We start from the raw sequence: 19,280 nt of genomic DNA, 5'->3' as shown, positions 1-19,280 counted from the left end.
TTAACCATTAAATTGCATCATCTCCGCGTTCACCGGTTCTGACTCGAATGGCCCCTTCAACCGGCATCACAAAAATCTTACCGTCACCGATTTTACCGCTATTGGTCGCAGACCGGATAGTTTCCACGGTTTCGTCAAGTCGGTCGTCGGTCACAACAATTTCAAGTTTTATTTTCGGAACGAAATCAACAACATATTCCGCGCCACGGTAGATTTCCTTGTGCCCTTTTTGCCGGCCGTATCCATTAACTTCCGTAACGGTCATGCCGTAGATGCCTATCTCGCTCAAAGCCTCTTTAACATCATCCAGCTTAAAGGGTTTAATAATTGCCTCAATTTTTTTCATTTATGACCTCCTTTGACTGTATCTGTGGAAGACGGTTAATAATAGCTGTTTTGATTTGGTCTAATTTCTCTTCGGATTCTATTTTTTGATCCCCTTCAATATTTCGGACGTAAAAAACGTCAATCACCTGATCCACCTTCGTGGCCACCATGGCGACATTAACGTTGATGCCGGACCGGTACAAAGTATTGGTCACGGCAAACAAAAGTCCGGGGAAATCATAGGTTAAAACTTCAATAATTGTAAAAAAGCTGGATGTCTCATTGTCTATGCGAACCTGACTGGGCTCAGGCCGGCTACCGCTGGATATGGTCACTACAGTGGGGATTTTCTCAAGTACATTGTCCAGATAGTGATCGTCTTCAAGGGCCATGCTTAAATCCTGCCCGGCCTTTTCCCATTTTTCCTTTTCAAAGAGACGGTCCTGGGGAGGACGCACATTAAAGATATCCAGAAAATGACTGTCACCCAGAGAATAGGCCTGGGAGCCGACAATATCGATGTTATTCTGAAAAAAAACCCCGGAAACCTTGGAGTAAAACCCGGGCTTGTCCCTGCCGCAAATGGAGACGGTTCTCATATCTGACTCATTTTCCTTTGTGATCTGCCAGATATACTCCCGGTCACCGAGGTTTCTGAATAGATTGATATGATCCACAATATTTTGTGGCGGCACATAAAGCAGGTAGCGCCGGGACATGTTGGATAACTGACTGGCAACCTCTTCTTCCCGCCAGCTTTCCCGCAACAGGGCCAGGACCTCTTTTTTCTTTTTTTCAATAAGACGTTGGGTTTTCTTGGACACCAACTCCCCTGTTTTGATGATACTCATGGTTTTAAAAAACAGGTCCTTAAGCAGATTTTCCGTCCAGTCGTTCCAGGCCTTGGGTCCGGTGGCCTTGGAATCTGCCACAGTGAGTAGAAAAAGCATGCGTAACAACCGGAGTTTTCCGATCTTATGGGCTGTGTAAACGGCCGTTTCCTCGTCAAAAATATCCCGGCGGGTGGCGGTTTTTGCCAAAAACAGATGGTTTCTAATAAGGAAAAGAATGTCTTCTTTTTCCGAAGGGCTGAATCCGAGACGGTCAACAACAGGTCCGGCTATTTCGGCGCCCCTGCGAGAGTGCTCCTTGGCAGGGTCGGCTTTCCCGATGTCATGGAGAAGGCCTGCTACAAGCAATACATTTTTATTTCTTATCTCCTTGAACACCGAGTTATAAAGGGTTCCCATCATCGTGTCGCCGGGATCCTTAAAGTTGTTAAGGATCTGTACGCAGCGGATGGAGTGCTTATCGACAGGAAACAAATGGTACTGGTTGTACTGAATTTTGTGTACGAGCGGCGAGAATTCGGGAATAAACTGCGCCAGGATGCCGGTGGAAAGCATGACATTAAGCACATTGAATTTCCACAGGGACATCCCCAGAATCCGCTTGAAAATTTTGACACATTCGGGATCCGTGCGAACATCATGATCCACAAGGTGACGGAATTCCGATGCAACCCGCCTGGCCTCAATGGAGAGGGGAATCCGGGTCTGACCACTTTCAAGAAAAATGCGGAGCAGTAAATCAGGGTGCTGGATAATTGTAACGGTATTGGCAAAGCAAAGCCGACGTTTTTTTACAACCAGCCCCTCAGTCTTGGTGGGGCGTGGGCCGACAGCTTCCTTTTTAACTCGGCAGGTGGATACGATATCTTCAAATGTGATCCGGTAAATCTGCTTTAAAAAATCCATTTTCTCATGCAGCTCACCCAGGAAAACCTCCACCTGGGGTAAGCCGGACATATCCGTATAATCCATCAAACCGGCCACTTCTGCCTGGTTCTCAAAATGCAGGGTATCGTTTTTGCGATGACTGATATGATGCAGGCGATTACGCACATCCCAGATATAGGTTAACGCTTCTTCCAGGCTCTCGTATTCAAAATGGGAAAGAAACCCGTAATACTCAAGATCCCGACGTATTTTGATATTGGATTTTATTTTGGCATACCACAGCAGTGTGTGGTAATCCCGAAGACCGCCAAATCCTGATTTTAAATCCGGAGAAACCAGATAGGAAGAGTCCCCAAAATCCTCCAGACGCTTTTCTCCGTTTTCGTACAAATAATTGAGCGTGGGCTTCAAGTGCTTTGCGGATAACTGCTGCCTGAAATTTTCCATGAATGCGGAATAGATCAGGGAAGCGCCACAGATAAACCTGGCATCAAGAACTGTGGTCAGGATATCAAAACGCTCAAAGGACATTTTAATACATTCATTGATGTTCCGAACTGCATACCCGACTTCAAACCTGGCGTCCCATAAGGGATATAAAAGCTCTTGAACAAAGGCTTCCACCTCCGGCGGAATGACTTTATCAAAAAGAATGAGCAGGTCAATATCTGAGTGAATACACTGTTCTTTCCTTCCATATCCACCCAAGGCAATAATGGCAAAAGGATTGCCCGAAATAACCATTTTCCTGGCGGCAATACTTTTTTCAAACACCCGATAAAAGTATTCATCAAGACGCGTGGTCATCTTTTCCAGAAAGTTGGGTTCTTGACCCTGGAGGTACTGATCTATCAGCTCTTGTTTCTGTTCAATTAATAATTTGGTTTCAGGACTGTCCATGTCTGTTCAATATCTTTAATTTTGACCTTTTAATATATGTCCGTCTTTTCGGCAAACCATCTCATACGCCCGACCAATACCATAAAATGCTTCTCATTACTGCTTGCAACTCATTGCAATAGACTGCAATGGATGTGCCAATCTTTTATTTTCAACAAGTTACAACACGCACACGCAGTTAAGCCCCGAAAACAAACGAAAACGACGAACTTTGTTACAGTAATGTCTATTTTAAAAGGCGGTATATTACTTTTTTGTAACTACCGCCAAATAAGATCTTAAAAACCAACAGGCGAGTATATGATATGTCGAATCTTTGAAAAGGCATGAATAAGCCGCCAGGCACATGGCGTGCTTGGCTGTGGAATGCTGAAAGAAGCGAATAACAATCACCACTAATTTTTATCTATTTTTTCAGGCTCCTTTTCCTTGTCGTCATCAATGGGCTCTTTTGTTGCTTTTTTGAAATTTTTAATACCTTTTCCTAAACCGGCACCGATTTCAGGCAACTTACCCGCACCGAATATAATAAGGATAATTACCAGAATGATTATCAACTCCGGCATTCCTATACCACCAATCATGATTCAAGCTCCTCGTTTTGTTCATGGCATTAGCATAAAATTCACCAAATCAGGTCATTAGCATTTAACCTGCACAAAGTCAATCATTAAGGATTTATGTGAACAGATCATGATATTTCAATTTTGTGACAAACTGTTTGCATTTTATTATACGCAGACCTTGTTCACGCATTTTGCTTTTTCCTGAAAAGTACAAAATTGTGAACAGGCTCTATTTATCCGGCCAGGCCGGATCCACCGGAATATTATAAAGATCCAGGGTATTTTTAAACACGGCAGAGGCCAACTGATCCGGGTCTTCTCCGCGCACTTGGGCAAGGCATTCCATCACAGACCGGACAAAAGCAGGTTCGTTGCGCCGGTGTTTGTTTTTCTGGGGTGTGGGCGTCAGATAAGGGGCATCAGTCTCTATAAGCAACCGATCCCGAGGAATCAAAGGGACAATGCTGCGCAGGTACTCACCACGCTGAAGAATGGTGAGAATACCTGTAATGCCGATATAATACCCAAGGTCAAGGTATTTAAACATCTCTTCTTTTGTACCGGAAAAACAGTGAACCACCCCTTTTCTTGACTTGGGCCCGTCTGATTTCAATATCTCATAAAACCGCCCCTTGGAATCCCGTTCATGGAAAATCAGCGGCAGGTCGAGCTTCCCGGCCAGGGCAAGCTGAGCAGAAAAACAGGCCTCCTGGTCTTCCTGGGGTGAAAACATGCGGTTGAAATCCAGCCCGGTTTCCCCCCAGGCCTTGACACAGTCATGGGTCAGGGCAAATTGTCGAAGTTCATTGAGTACCTGGGCGGAACATTGAACCGCATCATGGGGATGAACCCCCACAGAGGTATAAACATGATCGAACCTGGATGCGATATCTATGGCCTTTTTGGAGGTGGCCCTGTCAATCCCGACTACCAGCACAGCCTTCACCCCGTTTTGGCGGGATCTGTCCATGACCTGGGTCAAATCATTATCGTAGCATTTATCGTCAATATGGCAATGGGAATCAAAAAGAATCATCTATATATTCCTATGGTTTTTTCCTTTCCTCTTCCTGAAAAGCAAAGCAAATGTAAGTTTGCAGCAAAACAACCAAGGCGTCAAAGTTTAAAGCCTTCACTGATTTGGAAGAAGCCGATTTACGGGTTCAGTGAAGGCTTTGTGTAAGAAAAACTGTTTGCAGCACTCCTTGACACAGGCGGTTTATATCAGTAAATTCAATCTCAGTCAATTATCCCTAAAAGAGTACAAGGCAAATGTTATATGAGCGCCAGCAGCGGCAAAGCTAATATTATCAGGCTGTTTAACGTAACCAAGCGTTATGGCGGCAAGTTAGCTCTAAATAACATCACCTTTGATATTGAGCCCGGCGAGTTTATTTTTATTTCCGGACCTTCCGGGGCGGGCAAATCCACCCTGCTCAGAGTTTTATACCTGGCCGAACGGGTATCCGAAGGACAAATTCTGATTGACGGCATGAACCTGGCACGGATTTCATCGGCAAAACTGCCTTTTTTACGCCGGCGTTTCGGCATGGTGTTTCAGGACTTTAAGCTGATCCCCAGCCGCACGGTTTTTGAAAATGTCGCCCTGGTGCTCAAGATTGCCGGAGAAAAACCGTCCTACATAAAAAAAAAGGTGATGCATGTACTCAGGGTCACGGGCATGGAGAAAAAGGCCAATCACCTGCCGCCGACGCTATCGGGCGGAGAACAGCAGCGGGTGGCCGTGGCAAGGGCGGTGGTGGGAGGACCTTCCATTATCCTTGCGGATGAACCTACGGGCAGTCTGGACAGTGAATCTGCCCAGCGTGTGCTTGATTTACTTTTAGGGTATCATCAAAAGGGAGCCACCATTCTCATGGCCAGCCATAATATAAAGCAGATGGACTGCTTTAGTAAAGGACGAAATATCGCCCTGGAAGACGGGAAGCTTAAAGGGATATCAACCATTTTATGCTGAAAAACTGAAAAAGATTAATTGCGATATGATGCGATTTCTAAGTAAAGCCTTGACGGATATCCGGTCCAACCGGTTTTTAAACATCATCACCATCATGACCATCATGACCATCGCCCTTTCCATCCTTCTGGTATCGGTTTTCATGCTTTTTTTTGAAAACACCGGACGGGTTCTTTCTGCCTGGAATCAAGGCGGACGGGCCATGGTTTACTTAAGTGATGCGTTCACGCCTGCCATGCTGCCCAATGTAAAAGAGCAGCTTGTATCCATAGGCGGCATCGAAAAAATAGTATTTATACCCAAAACCCAAGCCCTGGAACGGCTGAAAAAAGAGATGGGCGCCAAAACCAGTTTTCTGTCCACCCTTCAGGAGAACCCCCTCCCCGACGCCCTTGAAATCACCATGACCGACCATTCAAACTTTGACCGGATTCAAAAGAGAGCCGACCGGATTAAGGCGTTAGAGATGGTGGATACCGTAGAGTATGGACAGGGATGGCTGGGCCGCTTCTTCAAGCTGTTCAATCTTTTCAAAATGACCGGGTATGCGATGAGCGGTCTGTTTTTAATGATTGCCCTGTTCATTACGGCCAATACCGTGCGTCTGGCCTTTTATGCAAGACAGACTGAAATAGAAATCATGCGTCTGGTGGGCGCCACTGACGGGTTCATCAAAACACCTTTTTATGTTGAAGGGCTCCTCCAGGGATTTTTAGGCGGGGTGTTGGGTATACTCATTCTTCTATCAGGCTACCTGACACTGGCTTCCGGCATTTCCCAGAACCTGAGCGCCTATGTTTATCTGGATATTCATTTTCTTTCCTGGCAGGCTGTGGCAATAGTTTTATTTTCCAGTACATTTTTAGGTTGGTTCGGATGTTTCATCTCCCTGAAACAAATTTTAAAATAGGGCCTTTCTTTTTTGCCGGAATTATGGCTATTGCCGTCGTTTTTAGCCTGGCAAATCCATGTTACGCACAAGTCCTGTATAAGGGAAAAATCAATGCGGCCACGCTCATAAAGAAAACACCTGCCCCCTCAAAGACCGCCGGGGCAGATCAAGCCGGACAGGCGGTCATTGCAAGGCGGATTCGGCAAGAGAAGCGGAAAGTCAAGGAATTCTCTCAGCAGGAGATGCAGATTCTTGACGAACTTAACGAAATTGAGATGGCCCTGAGCCGCGCACGGCTAACCGCCCGGGAGCTCAGGCTTGATGCCCTTGCCATTGCCCAGGAAATTGAAAGGACACAGGCACACATTGCAGAGCTGAACAAATCAATGGAGGCCACACGGGACTATGCAGGAAAACGCCTGAATGCCCTTTTCCGCATGCACATGATGGGCCGCCTTGAAATGGCGGGTCCCCCGTCGTCTTTGTTTCATTTTGTCACCACCCAGAACGCGCTTAAAAAAGTGGTGACATCGGATTTTACCCTACTGGATAAACAGGCCCGGAACATGAAGGAACTTAGCGAACTTGAACAGAATCTGAATGTTCAACAGAAGCTGAAATCAGACCTGCAGGAACAATTGGACAATAAAATTGAACTGCGCAAAAAAGAAACCCTTAAAAAGGAAAAAACCCTTAAAGAGATAAGACGGCGAAAGAGCCTATCCCTGGCAGCCATGGATTCCCTTGACGCATCGGCCCGGGCTCTGGAGCAGACCATATCCGCCATCACGCCCCCGGCCGGTGCCTCCGGTGTAAAAAACTCCTTTGACCGACAGAAAGGCCAACTGCTGACTCCGGTAAAGGGTGAAATCATTTCAAATTTCGGCACCAAACGCAAAGGCGATTACAACGCCTTCACATTTCAAAGCGGAATTGATATAAAGGCGGAACGGGGTGCACCCGTAAAAAACGTTTTCAACGGAGAGGTCATCTTTGCCCAGTGGCTTAAGGGGTACGGCAACCTGATGATCATCAACCATGGAAACAATTATGATACCCTTTACGCCCATGTGGAAGAGTTGTACAAGAAAAAGGGCGAACGGGTGGACACTGGAGAAATCATCGGCACGGCAGGAGATACCGGCTCTATGAAAGGGCCGTGCCTTCACTTTGAGGTCCGTCACCACGGCAAACCCGTCGATCCCCTCAAATGGCTGAAAAAAGGAGCATGACAGATGAAAAAAATGAGTTGGGCCGGGTTGATGGGGTTCTGGCTGACTGCGGCTGTGATCCTTATGCTGACTGCAGGTTCAGTGCATGCGGCGGACGAAAAAACCTATCAATCCCTGAAACTGTTTGCGGACGTCCTGGAAGAACTTAAAAATAATTATGTGGATGAGGTCAAACCCGAAGAGCTCGTACACAATGCCATAAAGGGTATGGTGGGCAATCTTGATCCCCATTCCAGCTTCATGCCCCCGGATGCCTTTGATGAACTTCAGGATGATACCAAAGGGGAGTTTTCCGGTATCGGGATTGTTATTACCATGAAGGACGGCATTCTCACCGTAGTCTCCCCCATTGAAGGCACCCCTGCCTACGAGGCGGGTATCACCGCCGGGGACATCATCGTCAAAATTGATGATGCATCCACCAAGGACATGGCCATGTGGGAAGCGGTCAAAAAAATGAGAGGACCACGGTATGAGGAAGTTAAAATCACCATCATCCGGGAGGGGGCGTCAGCCCCGCTGGTCTTTACGGTCAAGCGTGATCTGATCCCCATGACCAGTGTGCGCTCGGCCATGCCGGCACCGGGGTTCGGATATTTAAGAATCACCAATTTCAGAATGAACACCCTGGATGATGTGATAGAACAATTGTCAAACTTGGAAAAACAGGGAAACGGCCTTAAAGGTCTGATCATTGACCTTCGGGATAATCCGGGAGGGCTGCTGGACCAGGCCATTCGAATTTCTGATCTGTTTATAAACGAGGGGACTATCGTGTCCATTAAGGGACGCATTGAAAAAAACAACCAGGTGTTCAAGGCCAATCCCAATTTTCCGGAACGTAACTACCCCATTGTGACCCTGATCAACGCTGGGTCTGCGTCAGCGTCAGAAATTGTGGCAGGCGCCCTTAAAGACAACTCCCGGTCCCTTATTTTAGGCACAACATCCTTTGGCAAAGGGTCGGTGCAAACCGTGCAGCCACTAGATGAAGGATTCGGGCTTAAATATACCATTGCCCGGTACTACACCCCCAGCGGGCATTCCATCCAAGCCAAGGGCATTGAGCCTGACATCCCTGTGGAGCCGGGAACGGTTGAAGAAGTCCCGAAAGATAATTCTGACTTTGAGCTGATGCTCAAGGAAAAAGATTTAAAAAACAGTCTTAAACCCGAAGAAGACGAGACCAAAAACAAGAAAAAATCCCAAAAAGATGCTGAAATCGAAAAGCTGAGCAAAGATGTCCAGATAAAACGTGCCCTTGATATTCTCATCAGCTATGGTGTGTTCAGTAAAATAAATGTCACCAACTAAATCCACGGGCGGTACAAAAAAAAACCAGAGCAAAACGACTAAGGTTCCTGCCCTAAAAAAAGCCGCCCAAAAACCGAGTCCTAAACCGAAGAAAAAACCGAGGGCAACCAGAAAGACCGGAACAAAGCAACCTGATAAGAAAAAAAACCCCGGAACTTTCCATGAAGTGAAAAAAACGGTTTTAGGTATTGCCATCCTTTTGGCGGTCTGCCTGACCACGGCCATGCTGGTTGATATTTTTCTAAAAGCCGGTCGCCCTGTGGCACCGGAAACCCAGACGGACAAAAAAAAGGCGCCTGTGGCACCGCCTCAGGCCCCGGCCCCGACGCCACCAGAGGACAATTCCCTGCCTACCCCAAAAAAGGACCGGTCGGCCATTGAACCCAAACTCATAACCAAAGCAGAGGGCCTTAAGGAAAAACAGCATCCCCCGGATAAAAGCACTATTACCAAAACACAGGTACATAAAAAAGGTTCGGCCATTGTTTATGAAGTGTATGATGATGTAACGCCGACACCCCCCAAAAAGGTTGTGCCGCCGAAAAGGAATGATTTTGTTCCTCAAATTGCTATTATCATTGATGATATCGGATATGACAAAGAGCTGACCATGGACCTGCTCAACATAGATAAGAATATCACCTTCGCCATTCTGCCCTTTTCTCCTGCCGGAACCCAACTTGCTCACAGCCTGTCGGCAAAAGGGGCGGAACTGATGCTGCATCTTCCCATGGAACCGACCCAGTACCCCAAAGTCAACCCCGGGCCAGGGGCGTTGTTGTCTGAGATGTCCCCGGACGAACTGTTAAGCCAGCTTCACAAGGATATCCATGCGATTCCCGGCACCGTAGGGGTAAATAACCACATGGGCTCCAGGCTTACGGCCGATTCAAACAAAATGAATCAAATTTTCACGGTACTGAAACAAAACAATCTCTTTTTTATTGATTCCAGGACATCTGCTGAATCCAAAGCAGAGCAGTGCGCCCGTATGTTTCAACTCAAATTTTCCCACAGGGATGTGTTCCTGGATAACTTCCAGAATGTTGAGTACATTTCAGGGCAAATCAAAAAACTTATCAAAGAGGCCAAGGAAAATGGCAGTGCCATTGGTATCGGCCACCCCCACCAGGCCACCCTGGATGCGCTGAAACGAGAGCTTCCCAAAACAAGAGGCAAGGTCCGGCTGGTCCCGGTCAGCAGGCTTGTGGAGGTCCCTTCGGGTTAACCCTGCAATTTTTGCAGGGTTCAGGATATTTCAAGATCCTGATATAATTCCAGAGCCTGGTCCACAGGTATCCGCCCGGGCAGGGGGCCTTCAAAGCAGGCGGTAAAATGGTTGTTTACAGCAGTTAAAAGGGTATTCATCCGGTCAAGATCCAGCATATCAGAACGATCCAGTTTTTTTACGCCCTTGAAATTTTTAGGGCAAAAATCCACCATGGCCCTGCCCTCTTTTTCCATGTACAGGGGATATCCGTGGGTTCTGCAGATAATAGGGCGGGCCTCATAGACCATACATACATGGTCCACAAGCAGGGGGCATGTGCGATCGGTCTGCTGTGCCTGCCGAATAATCCTTTCCCGGCATGGGGCCTCCAGGCGACTGAAGGCCCGTGACAGGACAAGGGCCTCAACCGGAAACAAAGACAAGTGCCTGCAGCACGCATCACACCCCTTTTTGCAGGCAAGCCGGTCTTTATGGACCCGGGCAAGCCTTTGGATATGCTCATCCACCCGTGAGATCAGATCCATGTAATTTTTCAATAGATTGTCAAGCAGATCCTCAGTCATTGAGCCTTCCCTCCCTTCGTTTATTTTCAGCACCTCTTATATCTTACTTGCCATGAAATGCAAATGACCGTGAAAGCAAGGGGTCAAACCTTGATTCTTGTCAGCAATTCTAAATATGAATCTTTTAGTTGAAAAACTCGCACCAAGACACAAAGCTTTTATTTGGTTTTCTGACCCTTTGTGCCTTTGAGACTTTGTGCGAGAGTAAATTTAGAATTGCTGGGTTCTTGTATTACAAATTGACTTGGATTTCAGATATTGATAATCTGACAATACGCACAGAACTTAAAGAATAAAATTCGACGATGCTTATCAGCGTAATCAAGGTAAAAAGGCAATCATCAAGGTTTGACCCTCCATAAAATGGAGAAGAATATGCATTTTGAATGCAGAGGCATGACTTTTACCTACCCGGCGGCGGATAAACCGGTCCTGGAAAATCTTAATTTTTCCATGGCATCTCCGGGATTTAATGCTGTTTTCGGGCCATCAGGTGTCGGTAAAACCTCCTTTGCAAGAATCCTTGCCGGGGGCAGCAGCGGCCCCGGTGGCAATGCCTTGATTTATGAAGGCATTACCACCATTTTATATTCTTACAATCAGGAGCGTCTGCCCGGCTGGTCCAGCACCGGCACCCATCTGGAAAAGGTGTGTCCCCCCAAAAATTCAGATCTTAAAAAGGAACTTGTCAAAATTTTCAAGCTTGAATCTCTTTTGGGATCACGATTTTCCCAGTTGTCCATGGGTCAGCAGAACCGGATGAACCTTATCCGCTACCTTATCCAGGACTTTGACCTGTTGATTTTAGACGAAAGTCTTGCCAATGTGGATGAGGCCTTACGGGAGACCATTATCTTATCCATAAAAGAGATGTTTCCAGCCAAGCTGTTTCTTTATATTTCCCACAATCTCATGGAAGTGGCCCGATTCTGCAAAGAGATCCTGGTGTTAAGCCATCCGGGTAAAAATAAAGGCGCCGTCGTGGTGCAGGGTCAAAATTATAAAACAGGATATACCTCAGATCCCCAGGCCATTGACCGGTCCATGCTGGAAATTATGAATGCTGTTTAGACGAATCTACCAGTTTCTGATTGTCTATTGCATAGGCGTTGTCGGCCTTTTAACCGTCAAATATGCTGCGGGTCTCTCCAATTATGTTATCCCCGGTTTAGCGGTGATCTTTGATACCGCACACCGTATGCTCGGCGGCTATTTCTTTGACGTACTCAATACCCTTTCCGTAACTGTGCTGGGGCAGATGATCTCGATTTTCATGGCCTTTTTGGTGGGAATCATCGGCCGCAAATCATCCTGGGCAGGCTCATTTATCAAAGTCATGGCCTATAACATACAGGCCTATCCCATTGTGGCCCTGGCTCCGATTATTTTCATTCTCCTGGGGGACGGATTTTTATCCCGCCTGCTCATTGCCTCCATGATCTGTTATTTCCCTTTGCTGCTGTCGGTTTTAGGAATCATGGCATCGCCCATAAAAGATATTGAACATTTTTACATTGCCACCGGCCGGATGCGCTGGCAGCTGGAAGTCAAGATCAGGGCCTTTGAAAATTTAAACAAGCTGACCACGGTGATTTCAGGATCCGCCACACTGGCCATGGCCGGCACCATTGTGGCGGAATTTATTGCAGCAGATCAAGGCATCGGTTACAGTATACGCATTGCCCTGTACCAGAGCGATCTTGCCTGCATTCTTGTGGCCCTGTTTTCCATCGGCATTATTATCTCGGTTTACCAGGGCATTCTGGAAACCGTGGGCGAACAAATGAAAACCAAATGGTTCGCGCCAAAGGGAGAATATCTGTTATGAATAAAAAGTTTAAAACCAACACCATAAACGGGACAGGACTTATTGTCCTTTGCATGATGTTTTTTGCTCTCACACCTGCCTTTGCCGGCGATACGCTTAATTACCGTCTAAAATGGCTGTTCAACACCTCTGTGGCCGGTGACATCATTGCGGATACCGGCGGCTTTTTTGAAAAAGCAGGGCTGGATGTTTCCGTAAATGAAGGCGGGACCGGAAAAAATGCCATCAAGGAACTTGAGCTGGGATATGCAAACTTTGGCGTGGCATCTGCCGACCAGGTCATCCGGGCCCTTGAAAAAGGCGCCGACGTGGTGGTGTTGGCCCAGCTGTTCCAGGTCAACCCCATGCAGTGGATCTACCGGTCGGACCTGCTTGAAATCAAAGGCCTTTCAGATTTAAGGGGCCGACATATCGGGGTCACCTTCGGGGGGAATGATGAAACCATCATGACCACCCTTTTAGCCAAAGCAGAGCTTACATTAAAAGATATCCGCATCTCCAGCGTCAGGTTTGACTTTACCCCGTTTCTGAAAAAAGAAGTTGAGGTGTGGCCGGTATATCGCAACTCCCAGGGGGTTATCTTAAAAGAGAGGCTGGCCGCAGAAGGCGAGCAGGTAAAATTCCTGAACCCTGCGGACTATGGCGTATCCTTTGTGGCCAACTCGGTCGTGACGTCAGGCACCATGATGGAAAAACATCCGGACACGGTAAATGCTTTTATGGCGGCGCTGCTGTCGGCCTGGGAATTTGCCCTGGATCCGGCCAACGAAGCCGAGGTTTTAGCCCAAATCAAAAAAAAGAATAAAGGCACCAAAGACGATATCCGCCAAAAACAACTTGAAGCCACCCGTCCGTTGATCAAACCGGACAAAGGGACAAAAATCGGTATTATTGATGCCGGAGCATGGCAGCAGACTGAAAGCATCATGGTCAAGGAAAAACAGATCGTGGCCCCGGTTGATGTAACAAGGCGCTTAGTTGGGCCCCAAAAATAGCGTAAGCTTGAGTGTGATGATTGTTTTGTGTATTCAAGCCCAAGAGCAGGTCCGGTCCTATGACTTATTCATAGATTTCCAGAATTTCTTGCTCCAAGGCAACTACGGCAACGCTCCGGGCGACACAGCTGAAACCGGCCATGCGCTCTGATGAGAGAGAGGCGCTGCCAGATCTGTCACGGTGCCTATAAAGTCTTTTTCCAGCTTTGCCGTAAAATTCTCCCATTCCAGGCCGAACCGGTAAAAGGCCGTGGCCGCCAGTTTTTTGGTGATGATGGCGTTCCGGTATTCCTGCATGGGATCGGTATTGAGGATATCTGTGATCCGCTTTTTCCCGATTAGTTTGACCAACGTCTCGGGGATATATGCCGCCAATATTTTCCAGACCAGGGTTTTCTGCTTTAATATGGTGTTGAGTCTGGTTCGCAATGTTTCCTGAAGGGCCAGGATCTCTTCCCCTGCCTTGTCCGATTGGGCAAAAAGCGGAATGGACGGGTCTGCTTTACTGCGGCTGATTATTATCTTTGTTTCCGCTGCCGCATGGGTTTCAACAAGACCTATAATCTCTCGAATCAGGGCACCGCACACTTTAGAATCTTCAAGTATGGCGCCCTCGTATTGGTCCCCAAGAAGGAAACCCGGGAGGACTTCGGCCATGACTGAGGAGAATAGGCCGCCCTTGTTGGCAGTACTATCCTTGAGGTGACGGATGCAGGTGTTTGTCGCAATATACCGCCGGGCGTCGTTGTCGAAAAAAAGGCCGGCACCTTCCACGATGAATTCAAGTTCCTTGAAATTTTTCAGAAAGGATGTGACGGTTCTTCCGGTGACCCCACCTTTGAATCCGCCGCAGGGCAGACAGGCCCGGATGCCGGCCCTGCGAATGTAGGCTCTCATTGCCGGATCAAAGAAAAAGGCCCGGTGGAAAAGGGCACTGTCTTCGATCACGGTACCGTCGGGCAGAAAGATGCGCGCAGCCGTCGCCGGTACCTTGAATCCCTCCGGGGATAGCATGTCCGCAGGAAAGGCCATAGTGCCCGCGGCGATGCCGGTACGGGCGGCTAAGACCAATTTTTCCAATTCACCTGGATCCAGGCCGGTGGGATCAAAGAGGACACCTTCGTTGTCTATGGCCAGGCAAATCCGGCTCCGGCAGCAGATCAGTTCATTTCCCGCCAACCGGCCGCCGGGTCCGCCGATGACCATAAGATTAAGATCTTTTTCCCGGATATCATGGTGGTGGATCAGGGTGCGGAATGCCGCCATCATAGCCGTGGTGGTCATGCCCAGGGTTTTAATTTTCCCACTGATATTTTTCCTAACTCTCTCCAGATCTTTGGTGACCAGCTGGGACTTTCCATCGACTTGCAGGTCGCTGAGGCCGTTCCCGGCCGGAAGCAGCGCGAACAGCTTGCCGTTGTCCAGAAGACCGTAATTATCGTGGAGGATACCGCAGCCCTTTTCGGTGGCAATGGTCCGCCAGTGGGGATAGCCCCGCTCCTTTGCCCGGAGGGCCACGGTATACATGAGACCTGCCGTGCCCCGATCCGGTTCGAAAAAAAGTATTTCAGGGCGGCCGTAATAATCCATTACATGTTCATTGGGGAGGGTGATATCCAGGATACCTTCGATGAAATCCAACACTGCATCCCTGGAATATTCACAGTAGATTGGATGGAGAACGATTACACCTGCAGCGCCGTCCTCGCAGATGTCCTTATGCTTAAGCCGCCGGTCCCGGGGCCCCAGGATAAAGCTGAGCAGAGCCGCATTTTCGATCTGCCTTTCGTGGGCCGCAGCCCCACCTGTTACCAGGCGCAGACCGCCCCGGGCAATGTCGGCAGACCGCATGTGGATGCCTGCAGCATAGTGGCCGTTGATAAAAAAAATCCCGTAAACAGGCCGATTATATACCAGGGGGTCCAGGATACCGCTGTCCAGGCGAAAGCTGTAAGCCCGTTTACCCGGGGTATAAAAATTGGTCTTTTGGCAGTTGGTCACAAGCTTTGTCATGAACCGGAAGACCTGCAGCGCTGTGGGGTGTTCTGTGAGGCGGCTCCGGCACATTTGATGGAACGTCTCAAGTTGTTTTGTGAAATCCGCTATCGACCGAAGCGAGGCCGTGGTCGGATCAAAACGAAGGGCAAATAATTCATATAAGGCTTTAAGCAGGCCGGGGTGGGCCGTAACAGCGGCCTCAATGGTTCGGATGTCAAAGGCGGCGCGGGCGGCCTCGTGGATCCGGGCGGCAAAAGCCTCTTCACAGGCCCTGTCATCCAGGCGGGACATAATGGCAGAATCACTTTGGGCCTTGCTTTCCGAGAAGATGAATATCCGTGCAAAATCAATTGCATTGCCGGCAAAAAGCATTTCCTTGTAGGTCAGCTTTCCTTCCACATAAAGTTTAGTGACAGGGCCCACATCAAAGGCCAAAAAATCCTGAATGTCCCGAATCAATTTATTTTCCTGGGTCCGTGAAAGTTCTCCCCGGATATATATGGAGCAGATAGACGTGGGAACATCGGTGCCGCCCCAATAGGGTTCCCAATAGGCCCGCATGAGGCTGAAGCCGTGGTCTTTGAGTAACTGCCGGAAAATTGGGATTTGGGGGGTGGCGAAATCCGAGTTGAACATGATCCGGGTTTCCGCAGTGGCCGGCAGATTGAAGGCTTCCACCAGGGGCGTCACCGATATCTTGCAATCCCTTAGAAAGTCTTCATACCGCATGCGGGTGGATTCCGGGGTTGCGGTGTAATCTCCGGCAAGGTTGAAAAGAAAGGGAGATGCCTTAAACTCATGTTTGGTGAAATCGTTTACCGTCTCCGGCCGGAAAATATAGGTGTAGTATTCATTTTCCAGGCTGTAGTAATATTCCCTGCGATGGCCGGATATCATGTTTTCCATAAGTTTTTCCATAGCGTCCCGGGTTTCCCGGGTGGCGATGCGGACCCGCTGGACCTCACTGCCCTGCCCCAGGTCAAAGTCGATGTGGGCTACCCGTCCCACCAGGACGACCCGGCCATCCTGGACGGCGATACTGGAGGCAATGGAGGATAGGATCTGCTTGAGGGAGTCCTTGGTGATATTTTCGAAAAAATAGCTGGGGAGCCCCAAATCATTGAGCAGGATACCTGCGGCCATATTGATGCAATGGGCCGTAATCAGACCCTGGGCGGAAAGATCAATGACCGCCTCGTAGAGAATCCTGATGCTGAGGTTGAGTGCGTCGGCGCGGTCAATAATATGGGGGGAGTGGCTGATGTCGGGCAGCAGGTTGCCCATGGGTGTTCCTCCATGCGGATTACAGGCCGGACAGGTAAGATGTCAGGTTAATTTTTTTATTGGTGATGCCCAACTTTTTGCGGATGTGGTTTCTATAGGTTTCCACACTGCGGTAGGAGATGTTGAGCATTTTTCCAATCTCCTTGGAGCCCAGGCCGGCGCGGATCATATTGCAGATTTCGCTTTCCCTGGGCGTGAGGCGTTGGTTGAAGTGACCGATTTTGGAACCAAAGGAAGAGGTCAGCTGGGCGATGTTTTCTTCCAGCAGTCGCAGGTATTCTTTATCCAAGTGCGATCCCCGGTCTCCCATTTTTTTGACCAGGGGCAGCAGCAGATTTTCCACATTGGCCAGAACCCGTTCTTCCAGATCGGCTTTTTCCTCACGCAGTTGGCTCATCACTTCCCGCAAGGCAATATTTTTTTCCTTGAGCTGCTGGTTCTGTTCCTTGAGCTTGCGCCGGGATTCCCGCAGTTCGTTTTCCGCCATTTTCCGCTCTATCGTCCGGCCGAGATGTTCGGCTATAGCATTGATCAGCGACCGTTCTTCGGCCAGAAATGCGCCTTCGTCAAGGTCGGGGCGCTTTTCCAGGTAACAGACCGTAAGGATGCCCATGGGTTCACCGTAGGCAATGATTTCGGTCTGCTGTTTCCAAAAGGTGTTTTTGTAATTTTTGGTTCGGAAACTCTGGTCATTGATGAGGAGCTGGGCGCATGTGATCTCCGGGTACTGCCAGGAGGGAGGAATGATATTGACCACTTTCTGGAAGGTCTCTTCCAGGGAGAGGCCGGTCTGTTCCAGGATCTTGGAAATACCGTACAGGCAGTTGATTTCCTTCATACGTTCCTGGAGATTATGGGCCTGCTGCTTGAAGATTAACTCCATGCGCCGGTGCTCCTGCTCCAATTGTTCAAGCTCCCGGTTGCGGCGGACCAGGCTTTCGATATCTGGCTGCTCCACAGTATGCCCCACTTCCTCCCTCCTAAATTTTTCCAGCCGCCCGATACTGACAGGGCGGCTGATACTGATATAAATTGTGATATACCAGGAATTTAAGGGCTATACAAGACCCTGATCCAGCATGGCGTTGACCACTTTTGTAAAACCGGCAATGTTGGCCCCGGCCACGTAGTTGCCCTTCTCGCCGTATTCGTCACAGGCGTCCACGCAGGATTTATGAATGGATTGCATGATGGCATGCAGGCGCCGGTCCACCTTTTCCCGGGTCCAGGCCCGACGTACGGCGTTTTGTGACATCTCCAGGCCGGACACGGCCACTCCGCCGGCATTGGCCGCTTTACCGGGGGCATAGAGAATTTTGCGTTCCACAAAAAGGTCGACTGCTTCCGGGGTAGATGGCATGTTGGCCCCTTCGGAGATTAAAAAGACCCCGTTTTCAATGAGGTTACGCCCATCCTTGGCGTTAATTTCGTTCTGGGTCGCAGAGGGGAAGGCGCAGTCGGCCTTGATGTTCCACAAGGGATTGTAATCCAGGGCAGCATCTGTTTCAGTGTATACCGCTTCCGGATATTTTTCCGCGTATTCCTTGATTCGACCCCGCCTGACCTCTTTCAACTCCATGACCCAGGCCAGTTTTTCCCGGTCAATACCTGTTTCGTCGTAGATGAACCCGGAGGAGTCCGACAGGGTCACAACTTTCCCCCCCAGGTCCAGAATTTTTTCCACGGTGTACTGGGCCACGTTACCGGAGCCGGAAACCAGACAGGTTTTGCCTTCCATGCTGCCATTGCGGGTGGCCAGCATTTCAGCTGCAAAGTAGACCGCACCGTAGCCCGTGGCTTCGGGCCGGATGAGGCTGCCGCCCCAGTCCAGGCCCTTGCCGGTGAGCACCGATGAGAATTCATTGGTCAGTCGTTTATACTGTCCGAAAAGATAACCGATTTCCCTGCCGCCCACGCCGATATCCCCGGCGGGTACGTCGGTGTTGGGGCCGATGTGGCGGTAAAGTTCGGACATGAAAGACTGGCAGAAGCGCATGACTTCATTGTCGGATTTTCCTTTGGGGTCAAAGTCTGACCCGCCTTTGCCGCCGCCTATTGGCAGGGTGGTCAGGGCATTTTTAAAAACCTGCTCAAAAGCCAGAAATTTGAGTATGGACAAATTCACCGAAGGGTGGAAACGCAGCCCGCCCTTGTAGGGACCGATAGCCGAATTCATTCCGATGCGGTAACCGCGGTTAATCTGGACTGTTCCGGTGTCGTCCATCCAGGGCACCCGGAACATAACCACCCGTTCAGGCTCGGCCAGGCGCTCTATAATTTTGGCTTTGCGGTATTCGATGTTCCGGTCCAGCACGGGCTGTACGCTTTCGAGCACTTCCCGGACGGCCTGGTGGAACTCTTTCTGATCGGGGTCTTTGGCAATGATTTTATTCAGTTCTTCTGACATGGTCTACCTTTCCTTTGAAATGTGAG

At 49.0% G+C, this 19,280-nt stretch carries 16 protein-coding genes; 8 read left to right on the top strand and 8 right to left on the bottom strand.

What is annotated here, in order from left to right; genetic code table 11:
- Positions 1-7 precede the first annotated feature (7 nt).
- The 4 genes from DESPODRAFT_RS02320 to DESPODRAFT_RS02305 all read right to left on the bottom strand — a co-directional run bounded on the left by DESPODRAFT_RS02320 (position 8) and on the right by DESPODRAFT_RS02305 (position 4,568).
- Positions 8-346 carry a P-II family nitrogen regulator gene (locus DESPODRAFT_RS02320; protein ID WP_004071080.1) on the bottom strand — a complete coding sequence of 113 codons (339 nt, stop codon included), beginning with the start codon at positions 344-346 and terminating at the stop codon, positions 8-10.
- Positions 333-2,966, bottom strand: a complete 2,634-nt coding sequence (gene glnD, locus DESPODRAFT_RS02315) for a [protein-PII] uridylyltransferase (protein ID WP_004071079.1) — start codon at positions 2,964-2,966, stop codon at positions 333-335. Before glnD ends, DESPODRAFT_RS02320 begins: the two co-directional genes overlap by 14 nt.
- Before the next feature lie 395 nt (positions 2,967-3,361).
- Complete coding sequence (tatA, locus tag DESPODRAFT_RS02310) at positions 3,362-3,550, bottom strand: twin-arginine translocase TatA/TatE family subunit (protein ID WP_004071078.1); 189 nt, start codon at positions 3,548-3,550, stop codon at positions 3,362-3,364.
- Positions 3,551-3,761: 211 nt separating this feature from the next.
- Positions 3,762-4,568 (bottom strand): TatD family hydrolase, encoded by an 807-nt coding sequence (locus DESPODRAFT_RS02305; RefSeq protein ID WP_004071077.1) that lies wholly within the window; start codon positions 4,566-4,568, stop codon positions 3,762-3,764.
- 243 nt (positions 4,569-4,811) lie between these two features.
- On the opposite strand from DESPODRAFT_RS02305, the gene DESPODRAFT_RS02300 reads away from it, so the two are divergent.
- From DESPODRAFT_RS02300 to DESPODRAFT_RS02280, 5 genes are all read left to right on the top strand, one after another.
- Positions 4,812-5,510 carry a cell division ATP-binding protein FtsE gene (locus DESPODRAFT_RS02300; protein WP_004071076.1) on the top strand — a complete coding sequence of 233 codons (699 nt, stop codon included), beginning with the start codon at positions 4,812-4,814 and terminating at the stop codon, positions 5,508-5,510.
- 25 nt (positions 5,511-5,535) lie between these two features.
- Positions 5,536-6,420, top strand: coding sequence for a permease-like cell division protein FtsX (ftsX, locus tag DESPODRAFT_RS02295; protein WP_004071075.1), 885 nt, complete (start codon positions 5,536-5,538; stop codon positions 6,418-6,420).
- Positions 6,387-7,634, top strand: coding sequence for a murein hydrolase activator EnvC family protein (locus DESPODRAFT_RS02290; RefSeq protein ID WP_004071074.1), 1,248 nt, complete (start codon positions 6,387-6,389; stop codon positions 7,632-7,634). Before ftsX ends, DESPODRAFT_RS02290 begins: the two co-directional genes overlap by 34 nt.
- Before the next feature lie 3 nt (positions 7,635-7,637).
- The gene (locus DESPODRAFT_RS02285) at positions 7,638-8,948 is read left to right on the top strand and encodes a S41 family peptidase (RefSeq protein WP_004071073.1); all 1,311 of its coding nucleotides are present in this window, start codon (positions 7,638-7,640) and stop codon (positions 8,946-8,948) included.
- 166 nt (positions 8,949-9,114) lie between these two features.
- Positions 9,115-10,176 (top strand): divergent polysaccharide deacetylase family protein, encoded by a 1,062-nt coding sequence (locus DESPODRAFT_RS02280; RefSeq protein ID WP_245531995.1) that lies wholly within the window; start codon positions 9,115-9,117, stop codon positions 10,174-10,176.
- Between the two features lie 20 nt (positions 10,177-10,196).
- Here DESPODRAFT_RS02280 and DESPODRAFT_RS02275 read toward each other — a convergent pair whose 3' ends face one another.
- Positions 10,197-10,742, bottom strand: coding sequence for a YkgJ family cysteine cluster protein (locus DESPODRAFT_RS02275; protein WP_004071071.1), 546 nt, complete (start codon positions 10,740-10,742; stop codon positions 10,197-10,199).
- A 375-nt stretch (positions 10,743-11,117) separates the two neighbouring features.
- Between DESPODRAFT_RS02275 and DESPODRAFT_RS02270 the strand changes: the two genes are divergently transcribed.
- Genes DESPODRAFT_RS02270 through DESPODRAFT_RS02260 form a run of 3 tightly spaced genes read left to right on the top strand, consistent with a single transcriptional unit; the run spans position 11,118 to position 13,565 of the window.
- Positions 11,118-11,813 (top strand): ATP-binding cassette domain-containing protein, encoded by a 696-nt coding sequence (locus DESPODRAFT_RS02270; RefSeq protein ID WP_004071070.1) that lies wholly within the window; start codon positions 11,118-11,120, stop codon positions 11,811-11,813.
- Complete coding sequence (locus DESPODRAFT_RS02265) at positions 11,803-12,570, top strand: ABC transporter permease (RefSeq protein WP_004071069.1); 768 nt, start codon at positions 11,803-11,805, stop codon at positions 12,568-12,570. Before DESPODRAFT_RS02270 ends, DESPODRAFT_RS02265 begins: the two co-directional genes overlap by 11 nt.
- Entirely contained in the window at positions 12,567-13,565 is a 999-nt protein-coding gene (locus DESPODRAFT_RS02260; RefSeq protein ID WP_004071068.1) for an ABC transporter substrate-binding protein, read from the top strand. Before DESPODRAFT_RS02265 ends, DESPODRAFT_RS02260 begins: the two co-directional genes overlap by 4 nt.
- Before the next feature lie 102 nt (positions 13,566-13,667).
- On the opposite strand, the gene DESPODRAFT_RS02255 is transcribed toward DESPODRAFT_RS02260, so the two are convergent.
- The 3 genes from DESPODRAFT_RS02255 to gdhA form a co-directional block, all read right to left on the bottom strand.
- The gene (locus DESPODRAFT_RS02255) at positions 13,668-16,847 is read right to left on the bottom strand and encodes an NAD-glutamate dehydrogenase domain-containing protein (RefSeq protein ID WP_004071067.1); all 3,180 of its coding nucleotides are present in this window, start codon (positions 16,845-16,847) and stop codon (positions 13,668-13,670) included.
- 19 nt (positions 16,848-16,866) lie between these two features.
- On the bottom strand, positions 16,867-17,817 hold the full coding sequence (locus DESPODRAFT_RS02250) for a helix-turn-helix transcriptional regulator (protein WP_004071066.1): 951 nt from the start codon (positions 17,815-17,817) through the stop codon (positions 16,867-16,869).
- An 87-nt stretch (positions 17,818-17,904) separates the two neighbouring features.
- Entirely contained in the window at positions 17,905-19,254 is a 1,350-nt protein-coding gene (gene gdhA / locus DESPODRAFT_RS02245) for an NADP-specific glutamate dehydrogenase (RefSeq protein WP_004071065.1), read from the bottom strand.
- Positions 19,255-19,280: the final 26 nt, after the last annotated feature.

Origin of the sequence: Desulfobacter postgatei 2ac9 (assembly GCF_000233695.2) — a bacterium.
Classification (GTDB): Bacteria; Desulfobacterota; Desulfobacteria; order Desulfobacterales; family Desulfobacteraceae; genus Desulfobacter; species Desulfobacter postgatei.
The sequence above is the reverse complement of the archived record's forward strand: the minus strand, read 5'-3'. Positions and strand labels throughout refer to the sequence as shown.